Below are 12511 nucleotides of genomic sequence, written 5' to 3'. Positions count from 1 at the left end.
CTTGGCCCCAGTCGTGGGCACAGCGCCGCGGACGGGCGCGCCCCGCCTGGTCTCCTGCTCAGTCCTGGTCGTCAACACGGATCCTCTCTGCGGCCCTGAGCCGGGCCGAAGCCGCCCGCGGGTTGCGGGCCAGCTCTTCTTCGCTCGGGAGCTCGGCTCCCTTCGTCAGGGTGCGGAACCTCGGCTGGTGGGCCGGCAACGGGACGGGCAGCCCGGGCGGGCTGGTGTCCCTGGTCCGCGCGGTGAGGACCTGCTTGGTGAGCCGGTCCTCCAGCGAGTGGTAGGAGAGCACGACGACTCTCCCGCCCAGTGCCAGCGCGTCGAGCGCGGCGGGCAGCGCCACCTCCAGGGCGGCGAGCTCCGCGTTCACCTCGATGCGCAGCGCCTGGAAAGTCCTCTTGGCGGGGTTGCCGCCGGTGCGCCGGGTCGCGGCCGGGATCGCGTCCCTGACCAGGTCCGCCAGCCGCTTCGTCGACGTGATGGGCTCCTTGGCCCGCTCCTTGACGATGAGGTTGGCGACCCGCCCCGCGAACCGCTCCTCGCCGTAGTCGCGCAGGATCCGGGCCAGCTCGCCCGCGGAGTAGGTGTTGACCACCGCCTCGGCGGTGAGCTCCTGCTCGGTGTCCATCCGCATGTCGAGCGGCGCGTCGTAGGAGTAGGCGAACCCGCGCGCCGCCTCGTCCAGCTGCGGCGAGGAGACGCCCAGGTCGAACAGCGCCCCGTCGACGGCCGGGCGACCGGCCGCGGCCAGCACGGCGCTCAGCTCGTCGGACGAGGCGTGCACCAGCGTGGTACGCCCGGCGTACGGGGCGAGCCTGCGCGTGGCGTACTCGATCGCGAAAGGGTCGCGGTCGATGCCGATCACGTGCAGCGAGGGGTGTGCGGCGAGCAGCGCCTCGGTGTGGCCGCCGAGCCCGAGGTTGGCGTCGACGACGACGGGAGCGGGGCCCGACGCGCACGCGGTGATCGCCGGCTCCAGCAGCTCCAGAACGCGTCCGAGCATGACCGGAACGTGACCGCTCGTATCGGTGTCGTCGTGCATCTCCACCCCCCTTTCGCGTCCTGGCTCGCGGATGACGCGGCCGGTCGATGTGTCGGTTGTCCGTGGGTCCCCACCCCGGCGCCGCCCGGCCAGGTCCCCATCCGCACCCTCTTCGTGGAAGCCCGCCATCTGACACCGGGGAAGGTGCATCAGCTGGCCGGCAGTGGTTGCGGGTGGAGACCTCGCCGAACGACATCTCCGACGGCTCGACCGTTGTTTCACAAGATCCCTGGCAACACCTCCTCGGAGAGGTCGGCGAACGCCTGTTCCTGCGCGTCGAGGTAGGTGTCCCAGGCCTGCGCGTCCCAGATCTCCAGCCGGGTGTTGGCCCCGATGACGACGCAGTCACGCTCCAGGCCGGCGTACTGCCGCAGGCCCTGCGGAATGGTGACGCGGCCCTGTTTGTCTGGCTTCTCGTCGGACGCGCTGGCGAAGAAGACGCGGCTGTAGTCGCGCACCGCCTTGGCGGTGACCGGGGCGGTGCTGAGAGCCTCGGTAATGCGCTGGAACTCCTCCACGGGAAAGACGTAGAGGCATCGCTCCTGGCCTTTGGTGATCACAAGACCCTCCGCCAGCTCCTCACGGTACTTAGCCGGCAGGAACAGCCGTCCCTTGTCGTCCAGACGCGGGTGATGGGTGCCGAGGAACATCGGCGCCACCTCCCGTGCCTCGTGAAGCGCCCGGCGCTGGTGCACCGTGCCCTCCACTGCGCACCACCATACTCCACTTCTCCCCACCGTCAACTGATTCGAACCTTCTGGACCACCCGAGTCCGGCGCGTTACCGCAGGTCAGCACGGTGGGGCGCGGGTGGGGGCGCGGAACGGGCCCCGGCGCGCCCGTGGGCGTGTCGGGGCGCGGATACCTCGGCAGGGCAGGGGATGTCGCGTCAGGCGGGGCCGGAGGTGGGGGAAAGTGGTGCGCCGCGCCGTCCGGTGTGTTACGGCATTCGCACCTCTATGCGACAAGAACACGAACACCACCAGGTTTCCCTGGAATATCCGCAAAAGTCGCCCAGGAACCCACAGAGTCGTAGGGTCGTACAGATAATGGAAAACAATGGCATGCCTCCCGCAATGGCACCCCCGCGCGAGGTGGCCGGCCGCACGTCGCATGGAGGCCCGGTGGCAGTAACCCATGACGTCCCTGACCAGCTCGGGGAGCTGGTCACCACCGCTCACCGCATCCGCGAGGCCATCGAATCGGTGATCGAGGGAAAGGGTGACGCCGTCCGTCTCACGCTGACCGTCCTGCTCGCCGAAGGCCACTTGCTGATCGAGGACGTCCCGGGTGTGGGCAAGACGATGCTGGCCAAGGCGCTGGCGCGGTCGATCGACTGCCCGGTGCGGCGTGTGCAGTTCACCCCCGACCTGTTGCCCAGCGACATCACCGGCGTGAGCGCGTACAACCAGCAGACGCGCGAGTTCGAGTTCAAGCCGGGGCCGGTGTTCGCCAACATCGTGGTGGGCGACGAGATCAACCGCGCCTCGCCCAAGACGCAGTCGGCGTTGCTGGAGTGCATGGAAGAACGTCAGGTCACCGTCGACGGGCGCACCTATCAGCTGGACGCCCCGTTCATGGTGATCGCGACCCAGAACCCGATCGAGATGGAAGGCACCTACCCGCTGCCCGAGGCGCAGCGCGACCGGTTCACCGCCCGGGTCGCGATGGGCTACCCCGAGCCGACGGCCGAGCTGGAGATGCTCGACGTGCACGGCGGCACCTCGCCGCTGGACAGGCTGAAGCCGGTGGCCACCACGTCGGAGGTGCGCGCGCTCATCGAGGCGGTGCGCGGGGTGTACGTGTCGCAGCCGGTCAAGAAGTACGCCATCGACCTGGTGGTGGCCACCCGCCACTCCCCCGACCTGCGCCTGGGCGCCTCGCCCCGGTCCACGCTGCAGCTGGTGCGGGCGGCGCGGGCGCACGCGGCGCTGTCGGGCCGTGACTACGTCATCCCGGACGACCTTCAGGAGCTGGCCGTCCCGGTGCTCGCGCACCGGCTGCTGCCCAGCGTGGAGGCCCAGGGCCAGCGGCGGCTGCCCGAGCAGGTGGTGACCGAACTTCTCAGGCGCGTCCCGGTGCCGGAGACCCGGGCGTCGTGAGGGCGGGTCTGCGAGCGCTCACCTCCAGGGGACGGTCGTTCCTGGCCTCGGGCGTCGCGGCGCTGGTGATGGCGTTCCTGCTCGGCGAGAACGACCTGTTCAGGATCGGCCTGCTGGTGGCGGCGCTGCCGCTGCTGGCGGCGATGGTGGTGGCGCGCACGCGCTACCGGCTGAGCTGCGCCAGACGGCTGGACCCGGCGAGGGCCGAGGCCGGCGGCGAGGCGACGGTGACGCTGCGCCTGGAGAACGTGACCAGGCTGCCCACCGGCCTGCTGCTGATCGAGGACACGGTCCCGTACACGCTGGGCGTGCGGCCGAGGTTCGTGCTGGACCGGGTGGAGGCGCGCGGGGTCCGGGAGATCGACTACAGGGTGCGCTCAGACCTGCGCGGCCGTTACCCCATCGGGCCGCTGTCGGTGCGCATCGCGGACCCGTTCGGGCTGGTGGAGCTGACCCGCTCGTTCACGATCACCGACACGCTGGTGGTGACGCCGCAGGTGGTGGCGCTGCCGCACGTGCGGCTGTCGGGCGAGTGGACGGGCGGCGGCGACAGCCGCACCCGGAGCGTGGCGGCGGCAGGCGACGACGACGTGGCGCCCCGCGAGTACCGGCAGGGCGACGACCTGCGCCGGGTGCACTGGCGCTCGACGGCCCGGCACGGCGAGCTGATGGTGCGCCGCGAGGAGCAGCAGTGGCAGAGCCGCGGCGCGCTGCTGCTCGACACCCGCAAGTACGCCCATCGCGGCGAGGGCCCGCGCTCGTCGTTCGAGGTGGCGGTCTCGGCCGCGGCCTCGATCGGCGTGCACCTCGCCCGTGAGGGCCTGGGCCTGCGGCTGGTGACCGACCAGGGCCCCGAGCACCTGACCGACACCGGGCTGAGCTGGTCGCTGCTGGACCGGCTCGCCACGGTGCGCGGCTCGTCGGCGCGCTCGCTGGAGATGGGCGTGTCCGCCCTGCGCGCGGGCGGCGGCGACGGCCTCATCGTCGCCGTGCTCGGCGCGCTCGACGCCGACGAGGCCAGGGACCTGGCCAGGCTGAGGCACAGCGGCATCACCGGCGTGGCGGTGCTGCTGGACGTGGACACGTGGAACGGGCGCGACCCCGAGTCCGGCGACGACTACCGGGCCGTGCAGACGGTGCTGGCCGGGTACGGCTGGCGGATCGTCCGGCTGCCCGCCGGAGTGTCGATCGCGTCCGTGTGGCAGGACGCGGCCAGCAGCGGCCGGTACGCGCTGAGCGGAGGTTCGGCTTGATGAGACTCTCGATCGCCGCCGCGGTGGCGACCTTCTCCTCGGCGATCCTGCTTCACCCGCTGTTCGAGGGCGGGGGCTGGTTCTGGGGCTCGCTCGGCGCCGTCGTGGCGGTCCTGCTGGCGAGCCTGATCAGCGGCCGGCTGTCGCTGCCGCCGTGGGCCGCGCTGCCGGTGAGCGTGCTGGCGCTGGGGCTCTACCTGAACGTGTCGTTCGCGGCCGAGGAGGCCTGGGCGCTGTTCGTGCCGACCACGGACTCGGTGCTGGAGGTGGCGCGGCTGCTGGCCACCGGCTGGGCCGACATTCAGCGGTACGCGGCGCCGGTCCCGGCGAACGAGGCCATCACACTGCTGACCACGGGCGGCGTGGGCCTGATCGCGATCGTCGTGGACCTGTTCGCGACCCGGCTGCGCAAGGCGGCGCTGGCCGGGCTGCCGCTGCTGGCGCTGGTCACGGTGCCGGCCACGATCCTGACCGAGCCGCTCAGCTGGCCGGCGTTCGTCATCGCGGCCCTCGGGTTCACCGCCCTGCTCCTCGCGGACGGCCGCGAGCGGGTCGGCCAGTGGGGCCGGGCGGTGCTGGTGCGCCGCACCCGGACCACCTCGGCCGGCCCGCGGCCGGGCGCGACCGCCGACACCAGGGGGCTGAGCCTGTCGGGCAAGCGCATCGGGTTCGCCGCGATCGCGGTGGCGGTGACGGTGCCGGCGCTGCTGCCCGCCATGGAGCCGGTCTCGTTCTTCACCTTCGGCGTGGGCGGCAGCGGTTCCGGCCGGGGCAACTCGATCAGCATCCCGGACCCGATCGCCAACCTGAAGGGCCGGCTGGAGCTGCCCGAGCCGCGGGTGGTCCTGACGTACGCCAACAGCGACAACACGCCTCGGTACCTGCGCATCTACGCGCTCGACACGTTCGACGGCGACCAGTTCGGCATGACGCAGCCGGAGGGCGCCCCGGAGAACAGGACCGACAACGGCCCGCTGCCGCCACCGCCCGGCCTGGGCGGCGGGGTGCAGCTGAACAACGTCCGGACGTCGATCACCATCAGCGACCAGATCACCAAGCTGTCGTTCCTGCCGCTGCCGTACCCGCCGCGGCAGATCCGCGTCGACGGCGACTGGCGGGCCGACGTCAGCACGCTGATGGTGTTCTCCACCCGCGACGAGGCCGCCGGCCTGGAGTACGACGTGGCGACGAGCGAGCCGGCGCCCACGGCGCGGGTGCTGGACTCCTCGCCGACCACCCGGCAGGGCATCGACGAGCGCTACCTGGCGCTGCCGGACGACCTGCCGCAGGAGATCACGGATCTGGCGCTGGACGAGACGCGCGGCGCCCGCACGCCCTACCAGGCGGCGGTGCGGCTGCAGCGGTTCTTCACCGACACCGGCGGCTTCGCCTACAGCCTGCGCACGCAGGGTCACAGCAGCTCGGCGCTGGTGGACTTCCTGGTGCGCAGCCGGGCCGGCTACTGCGAGCAGTTCGCCGCCTCGATGGCGGTCCTGGCCCGGGTCGTCGGCATCCCGTCACGGGTGGCGATCGGCTACACCGGCGGCACGCAGATCGGCGGCCGGTGGACGGTCGGCACGAACGACTCGCACGCCTGGCCGGAGCTGTACTTCGAGGGCGTGGGCTGGCTGCCGTTCGAGCCGACGCCGGCGGGCACGCTCGGCCAGGGCAGCGCCCGGGTTCCCGAGTACACCCAGCCGCGGCCCGAGGCCACGGCCGACCCGAGCTCGCCGACGCCGGACGAGACCACCGGCGGCGACTCGGAGCAGGAGGCGGGCCCGCAGAACCGGCAGAACCCGCGCGAGCTGGACCGGGAGGCGCTGCTGGCCGACGGCGGGCTGCCGCCGGAGGAGTCGACGCCGCTGGCCGCCCGGATCGGCATCGGCGCCGCGGCGGTGCTGCTGGTGCTGCTGATCCCGGCGGCGATCCGGCTGGTCACCAGGAGCAGGCGGATCCGTACGCTGGGCTGGAAGATGTCGCGTCCGGCGGACGAGGTGACGGCCAAGGTCGTGGCGGGCCGCCACCCGGCGGTGGCCGCGGCCTGGGCGGAGCTGGACGACGCGCTGTACGACTACGGGATGGCGCGCGAGCCCAGCGAGACGCCGCGCCGGCTGGCGCGGCGGCTGACCGAGCAGTACGAGTTCCCGGCCGAGGCGGCGGCGGCCGTCACCACGATCGCCTCGGCGGTGGAGCGGGTGCTCTACGCCAGGGAGCCCGGCGAGATCCCGCCGCTGGGCGGAGAGCTGCGCACGGTGCGCAAGGCGCTGGCGGCGACCGTGTCACGCGCCCGGCGGGCGCGGGCGGTGCTGCTGCCGCCGTCGACGATGCGGCGGCTGCGGCGGCTGGGCGAAGGGGTGCTGGACGGTTTCGACCGTCTGGAGAACATCAGGCTGCGGAGGACGGCGGCGCAGAAGGGCGCGTGAGGGTCCGAAGCGAAGGGTGCGGTCGTCTCCGGTGAGGAGACGGCCGCACCTCCGTTTCGAGGGGGACGTCTTGGGGGAGGAGAGTCAGCGCTCGTCGTGACGACGGCGCCAGCGCTCCTCCATCCGCTCCATGAAGGTTCCCCGGTTGCCCCGGCGAACCTGCTTGCCCTGTGGTGGAGCCCCCTGCGCCGAGGAGTCACCACCGAACCCATTCATACGTTTCCAACTGGACAGGCCCCACAGACACGCGGCGAGCATGACCACGAAACCGCCGACGCCGAGCGGGATCAGGTTGATCACTACGCCGACCATCAGCAGGACGACACCGAGGACGAAGCCGATGGTGGCTTTGACCAGGCGACGCTTGTAATGGCTGCGCGGGTCACTGATCCTTACGGTGTTGGCCCACTTCGGGTCCTCGGCGTAGAGGGCCTGCTCGATCTGGTCGAGCAAGCGCTGCTCGTGCTCAGAGAGCGGCACGGCGCCTCCCAAGGACGGCCCCAGGACGGGGAAGACGGCAACGGACGACACGGGGTGTCCGAACCTCGCGGTCGGTTATCCCCAGAATACGAGGCTGTAGACGTAGGCGAAAGCAAACGTCCAAGGCAGACCAAACCGGAGGTGACGTCATGGCTTCATTCTGGGCCATCTTGCACTCCTCCCCCGAAGTCGTGACATCGCCTCACGCCTCCATTTCATCAAGTTTGCCCCGAACTAGCGAAGCCGGAAGCACGGCATCGGGACCGAATCTCCGGATCGCCTGATCCATCGCCTGCTCGGCCTCACGCCAGCCACTCTCGCGCTCACCGAGAGTGAGCTGACGGGAAGCCGTCTCCGCCGGCATGAGGCCCTCCATCCTGACGCCTATCAGGCGCAGCCGCACCCGCTCCAGCCCTGCGGCATGGTAGAGGTCACAGGCTGTGGCGTAAATCTCCTGGGCGACATCGGTGGGTTCGGGAAGTGTCCGGGACCGGCTGATCGTGGAGAAATCCGCGCGGCGCAGCTTCACACTTACAGTCCTGCCCACGTGGCCGCCCTTACGCATCCTCGCGGCGACCCGCTCGGACAGGCGGAGCAGCTCGCGTCTGATGATCTCGGGGTCGTCGATGTCGGCGGCGAAGGTCTCCTCGTTGCCGATGCTCTTGTCCGGGACGTGCGGGCTCACCCGCCGCTCGTCGCGGCCCCACGCCAGCGCCGCCAGGTGGCCGCCCGCGGCCGGGCCGAGCTCCCGCTGGAGGGTGGTGACGGGCACCCGGGCGAGGTCGCCCACGGTGCGGATGCCGAGGCGCACGAGGGCCTGCTCGGTGCGCTCCCCCACGCCCCACAGGGCGGAGACGGGCAGCGGGTGGAGGAACGCCACCACCTCGCCGGGCGGCACCACCAGCAGGCCGTCGGGCTTGCACTGCTTGGAGGCCAGCTTGGCGATGAACTTGCTGCCCGCCACGCCCACCGAGCACGTGATGCCGTAGCGGTCGAGCACCTCGGCCCGGATCCGGGCGGCGATCGCGGCGGGCGGGCCCAGCCGGCGCCGGGCGCCGCCGACGTCGAGGAACGCCTCGTCGGAGGCGATGGGCTCGACCAGCGGGGTGATCGAGTGGAAGATCTCCATGACGCCCTTGGAGACCTCGGAGTACTTTCCGTGGCTGGGCGGGATGATCGTCGCCTGCGGGCAGAGCCGGCGGGCCCGGCTCATCGGCATGGCCGAGTGGACGCCGAACGCCCTGGCCTCGTAGGTGGCGCTGAGCACCACCCCGCGCCCGGCGAGCGAGCCCACGATCACCGGACGGCCGCGCAGCTCCGGCCGGTCGAGCAGCTCGACGCTGGCGAAGAAGGCGTCCATGTCGACATGGAGGATGGAGCAGCCGCTGTCGTCGGCCCCGGTCCGCGGAGCGGGGCCGATGCCCGTGATCTGCTTGCGTGCCACGCCGCCGATTCTATCCGAACAGGCGTTCTAAGCCGATGGCCTGCGGCCGACGACGTGCAGCTGGGTGGCGATATCGCGGAGCACCGGATGGGACGAGGCGGCCTCCTCCAGCGCCACCAGCGCCTCCGCCGCGCCCGGCTCGCCGTCGACGAGCCGGCTGGGCACCAGGTCGGCGAAGACCCGCACGCCGTGCACCGGCCCGGCCACCAGCCCCGCCGCGCCCAGCAGGCCGGTGAGGGTCTCGCCGGTGAAACGTCGCGGCGTGGGGTCGCGGTCGCCCCAGCTGCCGAGCGGGTCGGACAGCGCGGCCCTGGCCTCGTCGAACTGCCCGGCCAGCGCGCGGTGGATGGCGGCCGCCACCGGGTTGGCGGCGAGCACGCTCACCGCCCCGCCCGGACGCAGCAGCCCCGCCATCGCGGCCAGGGCGCCGACGGGATCCTCCACGTACTCCAGCACGCTGTGGCAGAGCACCAGGTCGGCGTGGCCGGGGCTGAGCAGCTCGCCCAGGTCGGCGGCGTCGCCCTGCAGGCCGCGCACCACCACGCCGCGCTCCTTGGCCCGGCGCTCCAGCGCGGCCAGCGAGTCGGGGCTGGGGTCGACCACGGTCACGGTGTGGCCCAGCGCGGCCAGCGGCACCGCGAACCCTCCCGTGCCGCCGCCGGCGTCGACGATGCCGAGCGCCTCGCGCCCGGTCGCGCCGGCCAGCTCCGCCAGCACCGCCCGCAGCGCGTCCCAGACGACGGCGGTGCGCACCGCCGGGGTCCTCGTGACGCCTTCAGCTCGCAACGTGGGCTCGCCTCCCTCTCCTCGTGGCTGCGCTCCAGCCTACGCCGTACGCGCGATCGCCCGCTCCCCGGCGGCCGGAGCCTTCCGTACGGGCCGTACGGGATCGTCAGGCGTCGAAGGCGGCCACCAGCCGCTTGGGCGCGCGCAGCCGCCACGCGTCGGTGAGCAGCTCGCCCAGCTCCTCCTCGTCCACCTCGGGCAGCCGGACCAGCACGACGGCGTAGCCGTCGAAGTGCGGCGTGGTGAAGAACGCCCCGGGCCGCGCGGCGACGAGCTCCAGCTTCTCCTCCTCGCTGGGCACCGGCACCGCGAGCACGCCCGGCTCCTCCCGCATCCGGGCGAACCACTTGCCGCGGACATAGAACGCGGGCGTGCCGTACATGCTCTTCTCACCGGTCTCGGGCAGCGCGAGCGCCAGCCTGCGGACGTCGTCCTCGGTCGCCATGTCCCGATCCTCGCCCCTCCCGCCGCGCCCCGGCAACCTCCCGCCAGGCCGCCCGCTCGCTAGAGGGTCAGGCTGGGTTTGAGCTGCTTGAAGCGGGCCAGCAGGCCGTTGACGAACTGGGGGGACTCGTCGGTGGACAGCTCTCCGGCCAGGTGGACCCACTCGCTGATGACCACGCCCTCCGGGACGTCCGGCATCCACAGCAGCTCGTAGGTGCCGCCGCGCAGGAGGTTGCGGTCGACGGCGGGCATGCGCTCCAGGGTCCAGCCCTCGGAGTAGGTGGTGATCAGCTCGTCGATGCGGGGAAGGTGGCGGGTGACGCCTTCGACGATGGCCGAGGTGTACTCGTTCACCGGGGGCTCCTGCCGCTCCACCCGCTCGGCCAGGATCTTCAGCGGGTCCTCACCGCGGAGTTCGGCTTCGAAGAGGATGTCGAGCGCGCGTCTGCGTGCCTTGCCTCGTGCCGACACCTCAGGCCCGGCCGAGGTACTCGCCGCTGCGGGTGTCGACCTTGACCCGCTCGCCGGTGGTGATGAAGAGCGGCACCTTGATCTCGGCGCCGGTCTCCAGGGTGGCGGGCTTGGTCCCGCCGGTGGAGCGGTCGCCCTGCAGGCCGGGCTCGGTGCTGGCGATGGTGAGCTCGGCCGCGGCGGGCAGGTCGACGTAGAGCGCGGAGCCCTCGTTGAAGGCCACGGTGGCCAGGGTGTTCTCCAGCATGTAGTTGGCGGCGTCGCCGACGGTCTTGGCGGGCACGTTGACCATGTCGTAGGTCTCGGTGTCCATGAACACGAAGTCGTCGCCGTCGCGGTAGGAGTACTGCATCTCGCGCTTGTCGACGTTGGCCACCTCGACCTTGACGCCGGCGTTGAAGGTCTTGTCGACCACCTTGCCGGAGAGCACGTTCTTGAGCTTGGTGCGCACGAACGCGCCGCCCTTGCCCGGCTTGACGTGCTGGAACTCGACAACGGCCCACAGCTCGCCACCGTCGAGCTTCAGCACCATGCCGTTCTTGAGGTCGTTGGTCGTCGCCACTCGTTCTCTCCCGCGTGCGGCCGCTCTAAAGGACGAGCAGCTCCTTGGTCGTCTTGGTGAAAAGTTCCGGCTCGCCCTGCCGGGTGACGAGGGTGTCCTCGATGCGAACACCGCCCCGGCCCGGGAGGTAGATCCCCGGCTCCACGGTGATCGGAACTCGATCCTCAAGTCTACCGGTCCGTGCGGGGCCCAGGAACGGCTCCTCGTGGATCTGGAGCCCGACGCCGTGGCCGAGGCCGTGCCGGAAGTGGTCGGCGTGGCCCGCCTCGGCGATGAGGGAGCGGGCGGCGGCGTCCACTTCCTGGGCCGTGGCGCCGGGGGTGACGGCGTGCCGGCCGGCCCGCTGGGCGGCGGCGACGAGGTCGTAGAGGTCGCGCTGCCAGCCGGCGGGCGGGCCGAGGCAGACGGTGCGGGTCATGTCCGCGTGGTAGCCCTGGTAGGCGGCGCCGAAGTCGATGGTGACCAGCTCTCCGGAGCGCAGCTCGCGGTCGGTGGGGGCGTGGTGCGGGATCGCGCCGTTCTCGCCGGCGGCGACGATGGTGTCGAAGGCGGGCTTGGCGGCGCCGAGCTCGATCATGCGGGCTTCCAGGAGGCGGGCCACGTCCCGCTCGGTGACGCCCGGTCCGATGGTGTGCAGCACGTCCGCGAAGGCCTGGTCGGTGATGGCGCAGGCGGTACGGAGGAGCTCCAGCTCGTCGTCGTCCTTGACCGCGCGCAGCCCTTCGACGAGCGGCCCGAGCGGGACGAGCCCGGACCCGAGGCGCTGGTAGGTGGCGACGCTCATGTGCGCCGCCTCGATGCCGACGCCGGGGGCGGCGAGCGCGGCGGCCACGTCGGAGGCCTCGGCGGCCTCGACGTCGAGGCCGCGTGTCTTCTCGATGTACCGGTTGTCCGTCACGAGCCGGGCCGAGCCGTCGGCCCTGACCAGGACGGCCGCGTTGGAGCTGGTGAGCCCGGTGAGGTAGCGGACGTTGACGGTCGAGGTGACCAGCAGGGCGTCGACCTCGTGGGCGGGCAGCAGGGCCGCGAGCCGGGCCCGCCGGTGTGCGTAGGAGATGGTCACGCGCTTAATGTACGTGGATCTCCGGTTGATCCTCCATTGGCTAGATCTGCCAGTCGTCGAGCCAGTCGGGCAGCGGGCCGGTCGAGGCGATCTCGCCCTTGGCACGGGCCGCGCGCAGGTCGCGGACGACGTCGGCGACCTGGGACAGGCCGGGCCGCTCCTTGCCCTCCGCGATCTTGCGCGCGGCCTTCCTGAGCTTGTCCTGGGCCTTGCCGCCCACGCGCGGGTCCATGCCGCCGATGGCCATCTGGCTGCCGATCGCCTCGTCGAACCGGCGCACCCACGTCTCCCAGCCGCCGGGCGGGACGGACTGGCCGACGGTGCCCTTGGGGATGGGCACCTCGGCGGTCGGGCGGAGCTCGGTGGGCTCCTCTTCCGGCTCGGGTTCGGGCGTGGGGGTCGGCGTGGGGGTCGGGGTGGGGGTCGGGGTGGGGGTCGGGGT

General features: G+C 72.0%; 12 protein-coding genes and 1 pseudogene. 3 read left to right on the top strand and 10 right to left on the bottom strand.

Annotated elements, in window-relative coordinates; translation table 11 throughout:
- Positions 1-58: 58 nt before the first annotated feature.
- Both rsmH and mraZ read right to left on the bottom strand, forming a co-directional pair.
- A complete protein-coding gene (rsmH, locus tag OUY22_RS32285) occupies positions 59-1042 on the bottom strand; it encodes a 16S rRNA (cytosine(1402)-N(4))-methyltransferase RsmH (RefSeq protein ID WP_270159045.1) in 984 nt (327 codons plus the stop codon).
- A gap of 218 nt (positions 1043-1260) precedes the next feature.
- Complete coding sequence (gene mraZ / locus OUY22_RS32280; RefSeq protein WP_270159046.1) at positions 1261-1692, bottom strand: division/cell wall cluster transcriptional repressor MraZ; 432 nt, start codon at positions 1690-1692, stop codon at positions 1261-1263.
- A 425-nt stretch (positions 1693-2117) separates the two neighbouring features.
- On the opposite strand from mraZ, the gene OUY22_RS32275 reads away from it, so the two are divergent.
- Genes OUY22_RS32275 through OUY22_RS32265 form a run of 3 tightly spaced genes read left to right on the top strand, consistent with a single transcriptional unit; the run spans position 2118 to position 6819 of the window.
- Positions 2118-3143, top strand: coding sequence for an AAA family ATPase (locus OUY22_RS32275; protein ID WP_408638236.1), 1026 nt, complete (start codon positions 2118-2120; stop codon positions 3141-3143).
- Positions 3140-4396, top strand: a complete 1257-nt coding sequence (locus tag OUY22_RS32270; RefSeq protein WP_270159043.1) for a DUF58 domain-containing protein — start codon at positions 3140-3142, stop codon at positions 4394-4396. Before OUY22_RS32275 ends, OUY22_RS32270 begins: the two co-directional genes overlap by 4 nt.
- Positions 4396-6819, top strand: a complete 2424-nt coding sequence (locus OUY22_RS32265) for a transglutaminase TgpA family protein (RefSeq protein WP_270159042.1) — start codon at positions 4396-4398, stop codon at positions 6817-6819. The genes OUY22_RS32270 and OUY22_RS32265 overlap by 1 nt, the downstream gene beginning before the upstream one ends.
- Positions 6820-6903: 84 nt before the next feature.
- Here the strand turns inward: OUY22_RS32265 and OUY22_RS32260 are convergent, their stop codons facing one another.
- The 8 genes and pseudogenes from OUY22_RS32260 to OUY22_RS32225 all read right to left on the bottom strand — a co-directional run.
- Positions 6904-7299, bottom strand: a complete 396-nt coding sequence (locus tag OUY22_RS32260) for a DUF3040 domain-containing protein (RefSeq protein WP_148032686.1) — start codon at positions 7297-7299, stop codon at positions 6904-6906.
- A 202-nt stretch (positions 7300-7501) separates the two neighbouring features.
- Positions 7502-8743: a DNA polymerase IV gene (locus tag OUY22_RS32255; protein WP_270159041.1), complete on the bottom strand. Its 1242-nt coding sequence runs from the start codon at positions 8741-8743 to the stop codon at positions 7502-7504.
- A 27-nt stretch (positions 8744-8770) separates the two neighbouring features.
- Entirely contained in the window at positions 8771-9496 is a 726-nt protein-coding gene (locus OUY22_RS32250; RefSeq protein WP_333486829.1) for a methyltransferase domain-containing protein, read from the bottom strand.
- A 139-nt stretch (positions 9497-9635) separates the two neighbouring features.
- The gene (locus OUY22_RS32245; RefSeq protein ID WP_270159039.1) at positions 9636-9974 is read right to left on the bottom strand and encodes an MmcQ/YjbR family DNA-binding protein; all 339 of its coding nucleotides are present in this window, start codon (positions 9972-9974) and stop codon (positions 9636-9638) included.
- Positions 9975-10033: 59 nt separating this feature from the next.
- Positions 10034-10444, bottom strand: a complete 411-nt coding sequence (gene nusB / locus OUY22_RS32240) for a transcription antitermination factor NusB (RefSeq protein ID WP_270159038.1) — start codon at positions 10442-10444, stop codon at positions 10034-10036.
- A gap of 1 nt (position 10445) precedes the next feature.
- Positions 10446-11006 carry an elongation factor P gene (gene efp, locus OUY22_RS32235; protein WP_270159037.1) on the bottom strand — a complete coding sequence of 187 codons (561 nt, stop codon included), beginning with the start codon at positions 11004-11006 and terminating at the stop codon, positions 10446-10448.
- 25 nt (positions 11007-11031) lie between these two features.
- The gene (locus OUY22_RS32230; protein ID WP_270159036.1) at positions 11032-12069 is read right to left on the bottom strand and encodes a M24 family metallopeptidase; all 1038 of its coding nucleotides are present in this window, start codon (positions 12067-12069) and stop codon (positions 11032-11034) included.
- Between the two features lie 40 nt (positions 12070-12109).
- Positions 12110-12511 (bottom strand): annotated as a pseudogene (locus tag OUY22_RS32225) (hypothetical protein); the annotation flags it as partial.

The organism is Nonomuraea corallina (genome assembly GCF_027620315.1).
GTDB lineage: Bacteria > Actinomycetota > Actinomycetes > Streptosporangiales > Streptosporangiaceae > Nonomuraea > Nonomuraea corallina.
This window is presented reverse-complemented; position numbering and strand designations above follow the sequence as displayed.

Excerpts from the sequence above, each read along its gene's own strand:
- rsmH (WP_270159045.1), bottom strand. The coding sequence starts at position 1,042 with ATGCACGACGACACCGATACGAGCGGTCACGTTCCGGTCATGCTCGGA.
- mraZ (WP_270159046.1), bottom strand. The coding sequence starts at position 1,692 with ATGTTCCTCGGCACCCATCACCCGCGTCTGGACGACAAGGGACGGCTG.
- OUY22_RS32275 (WP_408638236.1), top strand. The coding sequence starts at position 2,118 with ATGGCACCCCCGCGCGAGGTGGCCGGCCGCACGTCGCATGGAGGCCCG.
- OUY22_RS32265 (WP_270159042.1), top strand. The coding sequence starts at position 4,396 with ATGAGACTCTCGATCGCCGCCGCGGTGGCGACCTTCTCCTCGGCGATC.
- OUY22_RS32245 (WP_270159039.1), bottom strand. The coding sequence starts at position 9,974 with ATGGCGACCGAGGACGACGTCCGCAGGCTGGCGCTCGCGCTGCCCGAG.